The 17,558-nt window shown below is 48.5% G+C and carries 14 protein-coding genes; 5 read left to right on the top strand and 9 right to left on the bottom strand.

Going from position 1 to position 17,558, the window contains the following annotated elements:
• Positions 1 to 60 precede the first annotated feature (60 nt).
• The 3 genes from dkgB to BIZ37_RS01880 all read right to left on the bottom strand — a co-directional run bounded on the left by dkgB (position 61) and on the right by BIZ37_RS01880 (position 2,803).
• Entirely contained in the window at positions 61 to 867 is an 807-nt protein-coding gene (gene dkgB / locus BIZ37_RS01890; RefSeq protein WP_187460067.1) for a 2,5-didehydrogluconate reductase DkgB, read from the bottom strand.
• Positions 868 to 1,026: 159 nt separating this feature from the next.
• Positions 1,027 to 1,911 (bottom strand): LysR family transcriptional regulator, encoded by an 885-nt coding sequence (locus BIZ37_RS01885; RefSeq protein WP_370577288.1) that lies wholly within the window; start codon positions 1,909 to 1,911, stop codon positions 1,027 to 1,029.
• A complete protein-coding gene (locus BIZ37_RS01880; protein WP_187460065.1) occupies positions 1,907 to 2,803 on the bottom strand; it encodes a LysR family transcriptional regulator in 897 nt (298 codons plus the stop codon). The genes BIZ37_RS01885 and BIZ37_RS01880 overlap by 5 nt, the downstream gene beginning before the upstream one ends.
• Positions 2,804 to 2,954: 151 nt before the next feature.
• Between BIZ37_RS01880 and BIZ37_RS30640 the strand changes: the two genes are divergently transcribed.
• From BIZ37_RS30640 to BIZ37_RS01865, 3 genes are read left to right on the top strand one after another with little or no spacing between them, the layout of a single operon-like run.
• The gene (locus BIZ37_RS30640) at positions 2,955 to 3,170 is read left to right on the top strand and encodes a DUF1656 domain-containing protein (protein ID WP_187460064.1); all 216 of its coding nucleotides are present in this window, start codon (positions 2,955 to 2,957) and stop codon (positions 3,168 to 3,170) included.
• A gap of 17 nt (positions 3,171 to 3,187) precedes the next feature.
• Positions 3,188 to 4,069, top strand: coding sequence for an HlyD family secretion protein (locus BIZ37_RS01870; protein WP_187460063.1), 882 nt, complete (start codon positions 3,188 to 3,190; stop codon positions 4,067 to 4,069).
• Positions 4,070 to 4,078: 9 nt separating this feature from the next.
• Positions 4,079 to 6,226 (top strand): FUSC family protein, encoded by a 2,148-nt coding sequence (locus BIZ37_RS01865; RefSeq protein ID WP_187460062.1) that lies wholly within the window; start codon positions 4,079 to 4,081, stop codon positions 6,224 to 6,226.
• Positions 6,227 to 6,302: 76 nt separating this feature from the next.
• On the opposite strand, the gene BIZ37_RS01860 is transcribed toward BIZ37_RS01865, so the two are convergent.
• From BIZ37_RS01860 to BIZ37_RS01850, 3 genes are all read right to left on the bottom strand, one after another.
• A complete protein-coding gene (locus tag BIZ37_RS01860) occupies positions 6,303 to 7,307 on the bottom strand; it encodes a succinylglutamate desuccinylase/aspartoacylase family protein (RefSeq protein WP_187460090.1) in 1,005 nt (334 codons plus the stop codon).
• Between the two features lie 96 nt (positions 7,308 to 7,403).
• Positions 7,404 to 8,882 (bottom strand): putative basic amino acid antiporter YfcC, encoded by a 1,479-nt coding sequence (yfcC, locus tag BIZ37_RS01855; RefSeq protein WP_222939555.1) that lies wholly within the window; start codon positions 8,880 to 8,882, stop codon positions 7,404 to 7,406.
• A gap of 254 nt (positions 8,883 to 9,136) precedes the next feature.
• Complete coding sequence (locus tag BIZ37_RS01850) at positions 9,137 to 11,593, bottom strand: family 20 glycosylhydrolase (protein ID WP_187460060.1); 2,457 nt, start codon at positions 11,591 to 11,593, stop codon at positions 9,137 to 9,139.
• 476 nt (positions 11,594 to 12,069) lie between these two features.
• Here BIZ37_RS01850 and yidA point away from each other — a divergent pair, with 476 nt between their 5' ends.
• Positions 12,070 to 12,879, top strand: coding sequence for a sugar-phosphatase (gene yidA / locus BIZ37_RS01845; RefSeq protein WP_187460059.1), 810 nt, complete (start codon positions 12,070 to 12,072; stop codon positions 12,877 to 12,879).
• Positions 12,880 to 12,899: 20 nt separating this feature from the next.
• Here yidA and BIZ37_RS01840 read toward each other — a convergent pair whose 3' ends face one another.
• The 3 genes from BIZ37_RS01840 to gltS all read right to left on the bottom strand — a co-directional run bounded on the left by BIZ37_RS01840 (position 12,900) and on the right by gltS (position 16,303).
• Positions 12,900 to 13,610 carry a hypothetical protein gene (locus BIZ37_RS01840; RefSeq protein ID WP_187460058.1) on the bottom strand — a complete coding sequence of 237 codons (711 nt, stop codon included), beginning with the start codon at positions 13,608 to 13,610 and terminating at the stop codon, positions 12,900 to 12,902.
• A 304-nt stretch (positions 13,611 to 13,914) separates the two neighbouring features.
• Complete coding sequence (locus tag BIZ37_RS01835; protein ID WP_187460057.1) at positions 13,915 to 14,892, bottom strand: transporter; 978 nt, start codon at positions 14,890 to 14,892, stop codon at positions 13,915 to 13,917.
• A gap of 184 nt (positions 14,893 to 15,076) precedes the next feature.
• Positions 15,077 to 16,303 (bottom strand): sodium/glutamate symporter, encoded by a 1,227-nt coding sequence (gene gltS / locus BIZ37_RS01830; protein WP_187460089.1) that lies wholly within the window; start codon positions 16,301 to 16,303, stop codon positions 15,077 to 15,079.
• Positions 16,304 to 16,558: 255 nt separating this feature from the next.
• On the opposite strand from gltS, the gene BIZ37_RS01825 reads away from it, so the two are divergent.
• Positions 16,559 to 17,521, top strand: a complete 963-nt coding sequence (locus BIZ37_RS01825; protein ID WP_187460056.1) for a YhfZ family protein — start codon at positions 16,559 to 16,561, stop codon at positions 17,519 to 17,521.
• The last annotated feature ends 37 nt before the right edge of the window (positions 17,522 to 17,558 follow it).

Genomic DNA, 17,558 nt, shown 5'->3' with positions numbered 1-17,558 from the left:
GCAGATATACTGCTGGCTTGAGAGACCTGTCTGTAATGACTTAGGCTAATGGAATCGAAATCAATCCCACTCAGGGGCAAAGTCAGGATTTGCCAAACGGTGGTTACGATCTAGCTCGGCAATGGCCGCCATATCAGCTTCATCAAGGACCACCTCTGAAGCCTTAAGGTTGCTGTCGATGTTAGCACGCTTGGTTGAAGATGGAATCGTCACAAACTCGTTCTGGCGCATCCAGGCTAGTACCGTCTGGGCCGCTGTTGCTTGGTGCTTTTCAGCAATACGGGCAATAGTTTCGTCCTTTAGTACATCGCCATAAGCAAATGGCATGTAACCCGTCACGATGATTCCATTTTCAAGACAGAAGTCGACAACTTTGCGGTTTTGGAGGTAAGGGTGAACTTCAACCTGGTTGGTATAGATAGCCTCTGTACCCAAAATATCAATCGCCTGCTGCATCTGGGCAACAGTGAAGTTTGAGATACCAATTTGCTTGGCCATTCCCAACTCTTTCACTTCTTTGAGGCTTGCTAGGTAGTCTGACATAGCCACTTCTTCGTTTTTCAACGGCCAGTGAATAAGCAACAGGTCTACATATTCAACCTGCAAATCAGCCAGGCTCTGACGGATGCTTGGCAAAAATGCCTCTTTACCAAATTTGTCCATCCAGATTTTAGTGGTCAGAAAGATCTCACTACGAGCAATACCTGAGTCGGCAATAGCAGCACCCACTTCTTTTTCATTGCCGTAGATCTGTGCCGTATCAATGTGACGGTAACCCGCTTCCAGTGCCATTGTCACTGAGTTATACGCGTCTTCACCTTTCAGGCGGAAAGTCCCTGCTCCAAGAACTGGCATTGCAATTGTCATCGTTAAATTCTCTGATGTCTGAAAAACTGAATACTAGTTTACGCCATTATTACCATCAAAAAAGACAATAATTCACAAAACACCTTCTCATTTTTTAAGAAAGTATGACAGTCAGCAAGCCTGAATTGAGAGCAGGCTATATTTACCTAATTATCTGAATTATAGAGTAAGTCTTGATTGGATAAAGTCCAAGAAAGCGGTTATCCGTGGCGAAGGTGCAGAATTTTGATAGTACACTGCCTGCACTGACTCTCGTGGGTGTGGGGACGCAATTAGGCCATCACAAAGACTCACCAGTCGCCCCTCGGCAATATCTTTTCCTACCGTAAACTGAGACAGCAAAGTGATACCCATTCCAGCCAGACACAACTGACGGATAATTTCGCCGCTTGTCGCCAATGTAGAAAATGCTGGGTCCAGTACTTCATCAAAAACTGGCCATTTATTGAGGTGGGGTTGACCTGAGAAACCGATAAGCTGGTGTGATAATAGCGACTCGATATTATTTGGCTCTCCATTTTGAGCAATATAGTCAGGCGAGGCCACCAGCTTCAGCGGACTTTGCCCAAGCACTCTAGCGTGCAAATTGGAGTCTTTGAGTGTACCGACCCTTATTGCGACATCGGTTCGCTTCTCTAACAGATCGATAATACTTTCATTGGTTGCCAACTCGACTTCGATACTGGGGTAAGCCACCTGAAAGGGTTTGATAAGCGGGACAATCTGATGGGTCATGACACTGCTAGCGGCATCGATTCTCAACCTGCCTTTTGGCGATGATTGCTGCGAACTCAACCTTTCCTGTGCATCTTGGATCAGCATCAGCCCTGCCCTGACGCTCTGTGCGAACATCAAACCTTCATGGGTTGGCTCAACCCGCCGCGTCGTGCGGTGCAACAAGCTGCAACCCATGGCCTTTTCAAGGTTCGCGACCAATCGGGACACTTTGGCCACCTGCATTTCAAGCTGGTTGGCGGCAGCAGAGAAGCCGCCGCAGTCTATGACTGCCAAAAAGACTTCCAACTCTTCCGTTTTCGATTTAATCATCAGCATGACTCTCCATAGACTCTCGGACAAATGCCTGCAGCGCCGTCAACCTTGCCGTATTCCGTAGTGAAGGCCGGTAGAGCATATAGAGCTCTACCTCGGGTAAGCTATAGTCCTCCAATATAGGCAGCAACGAGCCATCGGCCAACGCCTCACTGACTTGAAATGTTGGCTGCAGGGTGATGCCGGCTCCTTCCAATGCAGCTGCCAACATGGCCTGCCCGCTGTTCATGGTAAAGCGGGAACTCACGTTTGGTGTTGTGATTTTCTGACCGTCGAAGAAACGCCACTTGTATGGAGCCTGCGATAGATTACTTTGCAGGCATTGATGTTGTTCCAGATCGTCAGGATGCTGTGGTGTGCCGTATCGTTTGAGGTAGGTTGGTGACGCACAGGCAATCATCGGATAGCTGCGCAGTTTAGTGGCGACTAGGTAGTCATACCCCTCCAAACGTTCTCGGAAGATAACATCGTAGCCTCCTTTTTGCATATCCGGTGGATTGTTATCCAGTGTCAGGTCAATGTCGAGCTTGGGGTATTGCAGCTGGAACCTGGCAAGAATAGGCGCCAATGCCTTGATGCCGAAATTCACCCCGGTGGCTATTTTCAAACAGCCGCTGGGTTCACTCATACTGCGGTAGATATCTTCCTGGGCGGCCTTTAACTCATCCAACACCACCAAGCACCTTTGGTAATACTGCTCCCCCGCAGCCGTCAGGCTTTGAAACCGGGTGGATTTCGCTAATAGCTTGGCACCAATCGTGTTCTCTAGCCCCCTGACATGCTTTCCCACCATCTGGGCGCTGATCCCGCGCTCTTCAGCAACCGCGGCAAACGAGCCCAGCTCTACGGCCCGTACAAAAATCTCAATACTGGTTAAGCGGTCCAACAGCTTGCTCCATGATTAACAATCTTTAGATTCTATTTTAATCAACATTAGAAACCAAGAGTTTCGATTGTATTCCCTTTTCAAGGATTTATCGCCAATACGATAAGCAATAACATGCTCCATCGCTTTTTTGACCAACAAGAGAAAAACTGTGTCGTTTGCCGTTCCCCATGAAATTGCCTTTGGAGATCTCTACCTTCCCCCATTGCTGGTCGCTGCCCTGATAGGGTTGATATGCACTTCACTGACAGTCCGGGTGTTAAACCGGCTCCGTTGGTTTCGTCATGTCGCCAGCCCACCGTTAGTCGAGCTCTCACTAGCGGTTATATACACCGTTGTTGTCGGTACTTACGTTTTTCCTTCTTGATTTCTTCGGAGCTTACCTTGTTCAAACGTTTAAGCGTCACCCTTTGCCTAGTGCTATTAGCCATTGCCACCATTGGCTGGAAATATCAGCAATATCTACAAAACCCTTGGACCCGTGATGGCCAGATCCGCGCTCAGGTTATTAAAGTGACCCCACGTGTTACCGGGCCTATTATTAATCTGGCTATCCATGACAACAGTGAAGTGGAAGCCGGTGATTTACTATTTGAAATCGATCCGCGTACTTACCAAGCGGCACTTGCTAAAGCCCATGCCAGCCTGGCCCAATCGCAAGCTCTATTGAAAAAAGCCCATGATGAAGCCAAACGCGGCCACTCCCTATCTCGCCGCCAGCCGGGCTCTATTTCGCAACTGTCACTCAGCCAACTAAACAATGCAGTCGAATCAGCCCAAGCTGGCGTCATGGTCGCCAAGGCTGCTTTAGAAGAAGCCGAACTCAACCTCAGTTTTACCAAAGTTACCGCACCAGTAGACGGATTTATTACCAATCTTACGTTAAGAATGGGTAGCCAGGTGGTAGCCAACCAACCGGTCGTTGCCCTTGTCGATAAAAACAGTTTCTGGATTGAAGGTTTCTTCAAGGAAACTGACATCCATGATGTTGCACTCGGAGAGCAAGCCGTTGTCACTTTGATGGCCTATGGCGATCACCCGCTTCTAGGCACAGTCGAAAGTATCGGTTACGGAATCGCCCATCAAGATGGCAGCACCGGCGTTTCTCTGCTGCCCAACGTCAATCCCAATTTCCAATGGATCCGTCTTGCACAACGAATACCGGTCAGAGTTGCGCTTAATAACGTTCCTGAGCCAATACAGTTACGGGTCGGGGCTACCGCTTCAATCATGATCAACAAATCGCACCGTCAAACTGCATTGTAAGGACTTGCCATGCTCAACCCACGTTGTATATTGCCGCTAAAAGTGGCCATTGCCCTGACTTTGGCAATTGTCAGTGCGCTATGGCTAGGCTGGGAACGTCCCTATTGGGCAGGCTTCGCTGTCGTCGTTATGGCAGCAACAGAAACCTCGGGGCACTCGTTGAAAAAAGGCCGCCACCGCCTTGTGGGTACCTTAATCGGGGTCATCGCAGCTTTTATTCTGGTGGCAAGTTTTGCCCAGCAACCTTTGCCGTTCCTGCTTGGCTACAGTCTTTTTGCTGCACTTTGTGTCTATCTGCAAGGAAACCCACGAAGTGGCTATATGTGGACTATCTGCCTGATGGTGTGCTCATTGGTGTTAGTCATGGGCAAGCTACTGCCAGAACTCACCTTCTCGATGGCCGTGTTACGGGTTCAGGAAACCGTTCTCGGTATCCTCTGCTTTACTCTGGTCTTCAGCTTGTTTTGGCCAAGCTCCAGCCGAACAGTGGTTACTTCAACCCTACACCTTTACTTCGATAATCAAATCAAACAGCTTCAAGTTGCCAAAAACGAGCTTGCTGAACAGGGAAGCTTTACCAAAGAGCTCAATTTGGGTGATAGCCTTAGGCAATTAACCCGCTTGGAAGACTTAATCTACGCGGCCAGCGCCGACAGCTACCACATCACTCAGGATTACGCCAAGTGGCAAGCCTTACTTAGGCAGCTCAATCAATGGGCTTTGCTATGTGGCCACTTGGCAGAACTCAATGACCAAATCAAAGGGAAAGTAACACCGGGGCAAACAGCCGTATTGGCATCCTTAATCGACAGGCTGAGCCAAAGGGCACATGCGGCCTTAGCAATACTTGATGGTAAGCCGAAAAACGGAACAATAGGTATCCAGGCAATGCCTAGTCCAGTGTCTTTACTGAATTCATCAAAGCATGATGTAAACAGCCAAAAGCAACATGGCGCAACCCTGATTTTAGGCACACTTCTTACTGAGTTGGATCAACTGCAGTTTGACATAGTAGAAGCCCTCTATGATTTGACTGGGACAACCAACTCAAAAAAGACAAGTTTTGATCGCCGTTACAAGGATAAATGGGTATTTCGCCCAGACAGCGCTATTGCAGCATTGAAGGCCTGCCTGGTGATTTGGGCATGTATCGCTTTATGGCTACTAGTACCTATGCCTGGCGGTGCTATGGTCGTACTGCTCGGTGCCATACTCAGTACCGTGGTTTTGTCATTGCCCTTTGCCAAAGTCAAGACCTTGCTGTTCTCCATGCTCGGCTGGTCATTGTTCGTCCTTGCCCAATATGTCCTGTTAATGCCTATGTTGACCGAACTCTGGCAGCTTGCAGCCTTTTATTTCGTTAACGCCTTTGGCATTTGGTACCTGTTGAACCAACCACAGCAGGTGCTTCAGCGCATGCTGGGTAGCCAGCTGTTAATAATGATGACCAGCGGGGCGATGCAATTGACCCCAGTGTACGATATCCAAATGGCCCTACTGCAGCTGATGCTCATCATTGTTGTAATGTTGATTGTTTTCTTCATCAACCATTCGGTGTTCCCCAACACACCAGAGTCAACCTTTTTACGGGAGTTAGGGCGGTTGCGCAGCGGCCTAAAGCACGAAATGGGTAGCCACTGCGCCCCAAATAAGCCCTTCCAGCTTCATCCTGATCCGCTTCGCTCGGTCGCAATGGCAGAGAATGCGGCAAGTAGAATAAACTGGGCCACCTACCCTGAAGTGGATCCTAAGAAAGTCAGCGAGCTGATCAACAGTGCATACAAAGCCTGCCTGCTCTATTGGGCGTTTAAAGACAATCACCAACGTTGGCGACTCTCCACCCACTCAAAAGCTATAGAGGTGCTGGTTGCAAAGATTATGAATTCGCTAGCAGGTATATTAGAGGAATCGAGCATCAGTGAAGCATTGACAGCCCACCAGCAGCAGCTTGATGATTTATTAAGTGAACTCCAGCATTACTTAATCGGGCTAGATAGAGAGTCGGTATTACAATTTTCTCTCTGTGCGGAGGATGCCGATGCCAGTTATAGGCTTCTGACATCCTTAAAACTGCTTATCGCATCGCTGAAATCACTAAGCAGTAATGTGCAGAAAAGCGAGGTTCACCATTTGCGCCTACAACCTTTTGCCGTTTAACCCTCATATAGCAAAATGCCACCGTACAGCCCAAGGTTTGGCTGGCGGTGGCATTTAGCACAATGCCTTTAGTGAGTTATTGGATCAAACGCACTAACAAGGTACCCGGCTCTCGCATCGGGTCGAGGTTTACACTCAGCACATATCCGCTAGCCGGGGCGTGATAGCGCTGTATCTCATCACCAAAGCTATCGTATTGCACTGCAACCAACTGGCCTATCTCAACGCGATCGCCAATCTCTACCTGTGGCAATGCAAAGCCACCTAGGGTCGCCCTTACCGTGAAGATTTTTTTGCCTTCATAGCATTCATACTGTGGCTGGCTGACTCCCCTTTCGAGCACACCTTCGGACTTGAGAATGTTGATCACACCATCAACAGACCGGGCAATCATATCCGGCTGGAGGACCTTACCAGCGCCGACTTCCACGGTTATGGAAGGCACCCCACTTCGGTTCCATACCGTTTCCAACACACCGTCATCGCCCGGATCATCAAAAATACAATCGGGGTTCATCAATCGAGCCATTTTCACCGTTTGGGGAATACGATAATCCGCAAACACATAGAGCGGGTATGCAGCACCACGAGTCTGGGTATGGAGGTCTACCGCGATATCCGCATTGGGAGCCAGCAAGTCATACCAAATGGATGCAATGTATCGCTGGGCCGCATCACCTTCGGGGTTGCCGGGGAAAATGCGGTTCAAGTTGGTCGGTGACGCATCAGGGTCGGACAAAATAAAATCGCGGGTATGCATCAACATACCAGACACATTGACGGTCGGGACTATAACCACCGTTCCCACCACCGCCTGCTCGGCAAGGTGTTGGATGATTTTCTGCGCGGTGATCACCCCGTTTAGCTCATCGCCATGGACACCCGCCGTTATCATGACCTTAGGCGCATTGGCTGTCTGTTCACCACGATATACCACAACCGGTAAATGCCAGCTCTGGCCGATGCCGTTTTCCTGGGGGCGGAACCAAAAGCGGTGGCAACCTACAGGTAGCTCATCGACATTCAGCCGGGTGATCACTTGATGGCCCTGTAAAACATCATCGGTATATCGGGTCTTCATTTCCGCCATTCTCTCCATCCCCATGGTATTGAATTTTGTCATTTGCAAAAAAATGGGCAGTTGCCTGCCCATTCACTCTAATCGATTTATCGCCTATTACGCAAAGCCCATCAAATGTGCAGTCACAACAATGACAGATGACAGCACAAACAGCAGAGCAATAAAGCGCCATACGAACTTCGCCCAGTCACCCCAGTCAATGCGGCACACACCCAGAGTCGCCATCAAAGAAGCTGACGTTGGTACGATGATATTGGTAAAGCCATCACCCAACTGGAATGCCAGTACCGCAACCTGACGGGTTACACCTGCCAAATCAGCCAGTGGTGCCATCAGTGGCATGGTTAGTGCCGCCTGACCGGAGCCAGAAGTCACGAAGAAGTTGAACACTGACTGGAACACATACATCAACCAAGCAGCCATTACTTCCGGCAGCGAGCCGATAACGTTACCTGCACTGCTTAGGATAGAGTTCAAAACGCTGGCTTCGGTCGCATCACCGCCACCACCGAGGATTAGCAGGATACCTTTCGCACTACCGACCAAGATTGCCGGTGCCAGCATAATGCTTGCGCCCTCTTTGAACGCGTCTGCCATATCATTGACTGTCATGCCGTTTAAACGGAAGACAACGCCAATCAAGCCGGCAACAAAGCCCATGGTGAAGAACTGGGAGGCAATTTCAGGAATATACCAGGCATGGGCTACCACACCCCAAATCACCCACACCATAGTCGCAACCACAGTGATCATGACAAGGGTATCACCCAAGTTCCAGCGGGATGATGTCACAGAGGCTTCTTGGTTTTTAAAGTGAACATCGCCTTTTAGGCTAAATGACTTAGTCGGATCTTTCTTCACGCCATTGGCGTACCACATGGTGAATGCGATACCGATGACGGTAAACATGATCCAAAGGCCGATACGTACCGAGGCACCCGAAAGTACCGGAACGCCAGCGATACCCTGGGCGACTGCAACCGAAAACGGGTTCATCCATGATGCAGCAAAGCCAATCTGGGTCGCGACGTAGGTCACCATAACGGTTGTGATACCGTCATAACCGATCCTGACCATCAGCGGGGCTATGATAATGGCAAATGCCACCGCCTCTTCACCCATACCAAATACAGCGCCACCCAGTGAGAACAGGGAAAACAGCACAGGGATAAACAGGGATTCGCTGCCTTTGGTCCGGTCAATCAAGCGCAAGATACCGTTATCAATGGTACCGGTGCGCATCACGATGCCAAAAGCACCGCCGATCACCAGCATGAACATGATAACGCCAATGGCCGAGCCCCATTTCGAACCGGAGACCAAACCTTCGAACACAAAGTTCATCAGGCCAATGCCGCCACCGCTGGCAAACAAACCGACACTGTTGTAGACCAGTTCGCCCTGCTCGTCCGTCGCGTAGGTAAACGACTCGGGATCAAGCACGGTACGGGTCTTTTCTGCGCCGTCGGCAATGTAGGAGATATCTTGGGTTTCAAACATACCTGCAGGTACGACATAGGTGATTGCCGTCGCCAACAGGCTAATAAAGAAGATCAATACCAGGGTATCTGGCATTTTCCAGGTTTTGTTTTGGACAACGTCCGATGTTGTATCGCTCATTATAATTCTTCATCTACAGCTTAAAAATGAAGAATAAAATATCGATAATTTTGCATACAATGTCAATCATATTTTGCAAAAGTGCTACTTGCGCACTTTTATCACCAAAACGAATGATTTCCTCACGTAAAAATGACTAGCAAAAACAAAAAGCGCGCCATCACTGGCGCGCTTTTATATTGTTTATCAATGTGATGAATAACGAATGGTTATTTTGTGTCGCTAAGCTGCATCACCAGCATTTCTGTTGGTTTGACGATGGCAACAATCGCTTCGTCATATATTTTTGCTGCATTATTCAGTTGTGCTAGGTATTCATTTTGTTCTTGCTCGCTAAGAGACTGATTCTGCTCCAGCTTGACAATCAATGCCTGCCCCATTTGTGCAACTTCGATTGTTTTCTCGGCAATCACTACACTATCAACCGATGCCACATTGGCCGCAAGAATTGGCTTGGCAGCTTGGGCAGCGCTCAACACCTTGGCATAGTGCGCTTTCAGCGCAGTCAGCGCTTCGCTGTTGCCATCGGCATACTCACCAGCCAACTTCTCCATTTCATAGACCGCATGGCTCTCAACGGGTAGTGCATCGACAAAACGGTTCAGGCGCTCATACTGGTTGTACAGGTCACCATGGTTAGGCGTCTGGATCCACTTCTCCCAGTTCCGTGCATAGTACTGCGCAGGCTCGGTGTACTCTGCCAGTGCCACCAAAGGCTGGACATCACTGCCATTTGCCAGACGCTTGTACATCATCATCGCTTTGTTGTGGTGCTGAAGGCCAAGCGAGATTTCTGACCAGTTATCGATAGCTGCCATGCGCTGGTACATACTGCCTTCATCAGTCAGTTCTTCTGGCGACCAGAAACGCTCGGCAATAGCGTAGCTACGCGGCCACAGGCGGTTTTCAACCGTCATCGAGTCATAGTTTTCCGCCCATGCCGTAATTTCACCACCCAAGATCAGCTTCTGCTCTTCCTCGGTCAAATCAGCAGGGTAACCGCCATCCGGCTCAGGGATCACCGTACCTTCTATTTCAGTCCCGGCAATCAGCTTGCCAGTGGTCGGCCAGCGGACATTACCAATCAACTGGTAGCTCGGTTCCGCCAGTTCATTACCATCGAAAGCAAGGTTGAACTCTGTGTATGACATGAAGTTGTCAAAATGACCGCGGAACACTTTGCCCGGCTCATATTCAAGGATATACACTTCTTCTCGCGACTTACCATTGTAGTCAGTGAAGGCGCGGAAGTTACCTTGTTTATCTTCAATGATGGTGATAAGACCTTTACGTGGTCCGCCCTTGGTACGCGGTTTTTCCCACTCGTACGTAGCAAATTTCTCACCGTCATGTAGCTTGTCATCAACCGTGATACCGGTCGGCATAGGGTCGTTGCGGTAGTGATAGCTCGTTGGCTGAGGCTGATCGAGGTAGTAACCCGTAGACAAAATACCCTGGTAGCCTTCCTGTGCTGCACGGCCAATGCTGTCATGGCCACGCCAGCTTTGAATCACAATAGAAGTCGGTAGATCTTTGTGCCAAATCTCATCCCAACCAATCATCTTCTTGCCACGTTCATCGAGCATTTTTTCGACACGGGCGTTGAGGTAAGACTGTAGGCCATGATTTCCGTCCAAGCCCTTCTCTTTGATATAAGCCTGAATCTCTTCGCTTTCTGTCCATTGCTGGTAATTTGGCTCATCACCACCGATATGGAAATACTCGTCTGGGAAAAGCTCAACCACTTCATCAAAGACTTTGCCCAAGAAGGTATATAGCTCAGGGTTAGTTGGATCCATCAGCGGAACAAACACCCCCCACTCGCGCTGGTGCGGGTAGCTTTGACCTTCACCACCAGACATCAACTCCGGATAAGCATGGGCTACCGCCGAAGCGTGGCCAGGCAGGGAGATTTCAGGGATCACGCGGATACCAAGGTTGCGGGCGTACTCGACCACACCGCGGATTTCATCTTTGGTGTAGTAGTCACCGTCTGACGTCATCTGCCATAGTTTCGGGTAGCTATCTAACTGAATACGGATAGCCTGGTCATCCCAGATATGCCAGTGGAAAATGTTCATCTTAGCCGAGGCCATTGCATCTAGCTGACGCTTGATGACATCGATTTCAACAAAGTGACGAGAAGTATCGTAAGACACACCACGCCATGGGAAACGCGGGGTATCCTCAATGGTGACTTCCGGTACAAAGTATCCTGTGCTGTCGGTTTCAACCAACTGGAGCAGGGTTTCGATACCTCGTATTGCGCCATATGGGCGTTCAGATGCCAACACAATCTTGCCGTTCTTCGCCGTCAGTGTGTATGACTCGTCAGCTTCAACCGTTTGTACTGCTGTTTTCGGTGCCTGCTCGATATCAATCACCAGTGTCGCTTGGTCTTCGCTATCGACATAAGGGTTCAACATAGGTACACCGGTTTGGCGCTCAAGACGTTTTAGCAGTCGCTTGGCAGTGAAAGCGACTCGATCTGACTGGAAGCCCTTGATGAATACCTTGAAGTCACCATCAATCTCGACCTTGCCTTCACGGAGTTCTACAGAGTGTGGATACGGCATTAGGTTCAAATCGGTATTCGGCGCGGCAGCATTCACAACTGGCGACAACATGGCTCCGGCTACCAAAGCAGACAAGATCGTTTTTTTCATGATCATTCCTCAGACATACTCATCATTATTTATCGGGGCAGATACCCAGCATGGATTTGGGGTAGGGCTGGATACCTTCTCACTCCCCCTTGTTGGATGCCGAAATATTAAATTCGCCATGCGAATTAAACAGTGAGAAAAGCCACAAATACCCGCTCATTGTTTGATAGTTTCACACATTTACCGGGTATAAATAACAATATAACCTGATAAAACAACCACTTAATACATGTTAGAAAGCAAGGTATCAATAAGGTGATTTTGTGATTAGTTTCAAAAACTTATACCTTAATTCCATTTCCAAACAAGTAACAAATTGTCTCCTTAAGCTTGGCTATCCGGTTTAAGGAAAAACCTGTTGACGTAAATCAAATCAAATTTGAAATGTCACAACAACATCATCAAAGGATGTCGAGTTGATCACAAAAATTGATTACTATGCAGGTTCTAAAATTTCTCACTGATTGGACGAATCAATGTATAAACTGGTTGCCCTTGATATGGACGGCACACTGCTCAACTCGCAGAAAGCTATTTCTAATCGAACTAAACAGGCTATTCAGGCCTCGCGAGACAACGGCGTGCAAGTCGTGCTTGCTTCTGGCCGCCCGCTAGAAGGTATGACTAAGTACCTCGATGAACTGGGTATGACCGGTGAAAATGATTATGTCCTGAGCTACAACGCATCCTTGGTACAACGCGTTGAAAGCAAAACGGTGATCCGCAAGCAAATCATGACAGGCCGTGACGCCAAGAACATTGCCAGTCTTGCAAGCGACTTCGGGACTTTCATTCACGCATTCACCCCTGAGCGTGGCCTTATCACTCCAGAAAACAACCCGTACACCGAGCATGAATCGGTCATTAATGGTGTACCTACCACGGTTCTGGACTTTGCCGAGTTGGCTGATGATGAGGAAGTGATCAAAGTCATGATGGTTGCCGACCCTGAGGTGCTTACCGCAGCAATCAACCAACTGCCAGAGAGCCTATACACCCAGTACACTGTGGTACAAAGTGCCCCGTTCTTCCTCGAGCTGATGAACCCGAACAGCAACAAAGGCACTGGTGTAGCCATGCTAGCCGAGCATTTGGGTCTGGATGCCAGCGAAGTCATTTGCATGGGTGATGCAGGCAACGATCACCACATGATCAAATATGCCGGTCTAGGCGTTGCTATGGGCAATGCCACCGACGATATCAAAGCTATTGCCAACCACATCACCGACACCAACGACAACGACGGTGTGGCGAAAGTGATTGAAGAGTTTGTACTAGGCAAGTAAATCAATAAAAAAGCGAAGGGTTAACCTTCGCTTTTTTTTGACTTAATTATCCGGTCTCGCTCATTAGTTGCCCGGGTGCGGATTTCATGCATCACATACGTTTGCTGATCCCGTGTCCAGGCCTGCCCTGAGTCTGGGTCGAACTGCTTGGGCATTTCCAAACCCTGCGGAAGATACGCATCGACACCAGCATCACGCGCCGTATCCACAGTGCGCAGGCTGTGCTCAAAAAATGCCACCACAGCAGTCTTGCCCATGCCTTCTACACCACCGGCTATTGATACCGCTTTCTCGGCGACCCCTAGAGTGCAAAGGTATTTCATTGTTCCCTTGCCGGAGAATCGCGGGTAGATAGCGTGAAGATCACACGCCGGGATACGGTTGCCTATCGCCTCGGCCACTTCCCACTGGGCGTATACCGGAACAGCTGTTCGGCGGTACAAAGTTACCACGGTATCGGCAATTGCCTCATTCATCGGCCCCGGGTGCTGGTTACCATTTGGAGCAACCCGATTACCAAACGAAAAGGCGAGAATACTTTCTACTTGCTCTACCGGCACGGTTTCAGCCTGCCAGTTGAGTAGGTAGTCCATAAAAAACTGTGCAGTTTGATCGGCAACATCCTTATTATTCAACTGCTTGTTAAGCCTGTCGGCAATTGCTTGCTGCAACTGCTCATCACTCAGCGACTCGATAGGATCGAATGTCGGCTGATACATCATCGCTGCCATAACCACATCAACTCAATAAAAAGTAAATAAGTACCTAGAGACATTGATGCTGCGGATAAAGTAGCGGGATAGCAGGCATAACGGCCATAGGCAATAAGTCATCTTGCTACAGCCTAACTGCTTAACTTTACAGAGGGATGTATCAAGAAAATCATCCCGTCCGGTGGGAAAGGTATTATTACTCACAGCTCAGTGATTGCGAATGCTTTTTGGACTCAAATTCCAAAGATGTCTTATATGTGATACACAATTTCCCTTTGAGTGGCACTTTTACTTTGATTGGCAGCGAGAGAGATAAACCAACCTAAAACCGGGCTGAAAACTTAAAGGAGATAAAGTCCCCATCAGTTCGGTTTTTAACTTCCATCTCATTGATCCACTTTAGCTCTGCCCGAACAGCTCGCCCATACCATTTCCCCCGATAACTAAGAATAGGGCCGAGACCTACCGATTTTGCCTTAAACCCTCCTTGTGTCGCCCCCCTACCTGAGTCGTCACTGAGTTGCTGATACCAATAACCCGATAACCCAAGCCCAGTAAAACCCCACAATAGAGGAACATATTGAATGACAGTCGAATCAATGTGCATTTGGGTGCCGGTCTGGTAGTCGGTGTCATCATTTTTGGTATTCCAGTCAATACCGCCAGACAGCGTAAATTCCTGCCCTGTTACTGGCTCAATATATTGCAGCCAAGCAACAGGTGAAAAGCTCCAATAGTTTTTACCAACATTGGCTAACTGCCCTACTTCATAACTTCCTGTCGGCGCGTAAACATTAAAATGCAGCTCAGATTGCCAAAAATCAGAGAGTGGATAACTGAGCATTAAAGGCGAAATCATAATATCGCCAAGGCCACTACTCTTGTCATGTAGGCGAAACGCTTGCTCATTGTTTGTTTGGCTTGCAAAGACTTCCAGTGAGCGATATGGCAAGGTGAGAGCCATCGCATACTGCCCTCCACCCTTTAACTCAATCCCCGGGTTCCAAATAATATTCAGTGAATAGGTTTGGTCTTTCACATCCATATCATTAACCGCCAAGCCTGCCACAGGAACGGTTAGCCCAGCGTCAGTCTTGCCTTCGTACTCATTCAAATCGACAAAAATGTTTACTGATTTATTGGGCGGGATTTTATTGATCCTTGAGGGCAGACTTCCAGGCAGATAGTGACCACTTGCACCTTCTTCAGCCTTTACTTGGCAAGAAAAAACCATTGATGCCAACCAAGTCATTGAGACTAAGGCTAGGTTACGCATACCACTGACCCAATAAGCACACATAAATGATTTCCAATCTACCCCAATAGATTGAAATATAGATGATAAATCGAGATTACCTAATTCGGCGTTGAGAATATGTATTGTAGTAGCAATAGAGGACGAATATGACGAGGCGCCTAACCCTATGAAGCGGGTTAGGCGCCAGCAATTGTTTTATATGCTTGAATACCTATCAGCGGGTACTTTAGAAATTCGCCAAGAAATACGGGATCATCAAGGCGTTAACCAAGTCGATAAAGAACGCACACACCAACGGCACAATGATAAAGGCCAGGTGGGAGTTACCGTAGCGCTGGGAAACGGCAGACATGTTTGCCATCGCTGTCGGCGTCGAGCCTAGCGAAATACCGCCAAAGCCGGAGCAGATCACTGCCGCGTCGTAGTTTTTCCCCATCGCTGGGAAAACAATAAAGATATTGATCAATACCGCCACGATAAACTGTGCGGTCAAGATGGCAAAAATCGGCCCAGCCAAGTCAATCAATGTCCACAATTGCATGCTCATCAGCGACATTGCCAGGAAAGTACCCAGTGCAATATCAGCGATCAACGCTACTGCCGGTTTTCTTGCCGGCCAATCCGTACCGGTTATCCGGCGGATATTGACCCTAAACACGATATTGGTCATTACAATACCGGCGAATAAGCAGGTAACAAACAGCGGTAACTGCAAGCCCATTTCAGCAATCGCTTCGTTGAGGATATACCCGATGATGACACAAACATGGATAGAGAAAACGGCATCGAGAAAGTCAAAGCCGGTAATATTGCCAGTTGCTTTGTCATCGGCGACCCCGACATCGAGTGCTTCTTTTTTCTCAGGCTTCAAATCGTAGCGGGTGATCAAGAACTTGGCGATAGGACCACCCATTAAGCTTGCCAAGATCAAACCAAAGGTCGCACAGGCCACCCCGATTTCCATCGCATTGGCGATACCGTAGCCCTCCGAAATCCGTGGTGCCCAAGCAATCGCCGTACCATGACCGCCAATAAGCGAAACACTTCCCCCCAGCATACCTACCGGGCTATCAAGGCCAAAGGCTTTTGCCACGCCGATACCGGTGAAGTTCTGCACCATCATGTAGCCAATGGTAATGGCGAGCAGGATAACCAAAGGTAAGCCGCCTTTGAGCAAATCTTTCAGGCTGGCATTGATACCTATCGTGGTGAAGAAGTACACCAGAAGCACATCACGGGCGACCAAATCAAATTCAATGGCAACATCACTGACGCTATAAACTATTGCGATAATCACCGAAAACAAGATACCGCCGGTGACCGGCTCTGGAATACTGAACTCTTTGAGCGGCCTGAAGACATTATTGAGCTGCCGACCGACGAACAGCACCAAGATCCCGATGGTGACGGCAAAAAAGGAATCAAACCTCAAAATACCGTTGACCCAATCCATTCCCATATAGTTAAACCCTTATCGTTCCTAAAGCTTTCATTAACCCTAGCAAAAGTCTATTAAAAGTAGCCGTATTAAGGTCAATAAACGCTGACTGGCGCGTAAGAATCAGTGTTATGGAAAGTGAGACAATCTAATTATGATTAATTTGTTAAAACTTACTCCGAAGCAGGACGACAGAGCATTAGAATGTTAATGCTGATTTCGATACAATCATTTTAGCGTAGCCATAACTCATTGAGTGGTAATCCCTTTATGCCAAGTACCAAGTCGCCTGCTATTGTCGATGACCAAGCTATATTAAATGCCAAACGGTATATTGTTATTCATGCCCTGCAGTCAGGGCTAGGCAGCAAGCTACTGACCAATACCCAATTCAATGAACGCTACGGGATTGTCGCCGGTACCATGCAGCGGGCGCTAAAAATGCTCAAGGACTCCATGGCACTATCCACCCAGTCCAAAGGCCATATGGGTAGGATCGTCACCCAAATAGATACAGGCTTGTGCTGGAATATTGCGAAGTTACCGCCTGTACAATTGATCATGCCAAGCAGCGGTGCCATCGAGATAGATATTGTTATCCGCCATATCACCGACAAGCTAAGCAAACTGAATATCCCTTATTTCATCAGCAACCGGCCCGGTGGTGAATTACGGATAGAACAAGTATTATCCGGCGAATTTGATATTGCGCTGGTTTCTCTGGGCGCGGCCCAAAATATGCCGACGCCACTGGATGAAAATCATATCAAGGTACTGGCGCCGGATACCTACTATTCCATGAATCGCTTGGTCGCCGTCACGAGTAAAAGCATTAGCCACCCCACCAAAGTTGCCATCGACAGCCACTCCTCGGATCATGTCAGGCTGACCAAAATCGAGTTTCCACAGAGCGAAGGCTTCGAATACATCGAGACCGACTTTCGCCAGATCCCGGCCCGAATACTCAACAAAGAAGCCGACGTTGGCTTATGGCACATGACCTCAAGCCCGGTGCCATTAGAGCATGCAGGCCTCTGTGCCCGGTTACTGAAAAACCAACAAGCGATTGAGTCACACCAGCAATTATCGGCTGCGACACTGGTGATCAACCCCCACCGGCCAGAACTCAATGCACTGCTGAATGAGATTGACAGCCATGAGATAGTGCAAAACCAACATCAGGCTTTTGTTGAAGAAGACCCTTACCACAAGGCGTTTACTACTGTTAGCTAAATATGTACGAGCATTAGCTAAACGCAGGCAAGTATCA

The sequence above is a fragment of the Photobacterium sp. BZF1 genome (genome assembly GCF_014349205.1).
Taxonomy (GTDB): Bacteria; Pseudomonadota; Gammaproteobacteria; order Enterobacterales; family Vibrionaceae; genus Photobacterium.
The sequence above is the reverse complement of the archived record's forward strand: the minus strand, read 5'-3'. Positions and strand labels throughout refer to the sequence as shown.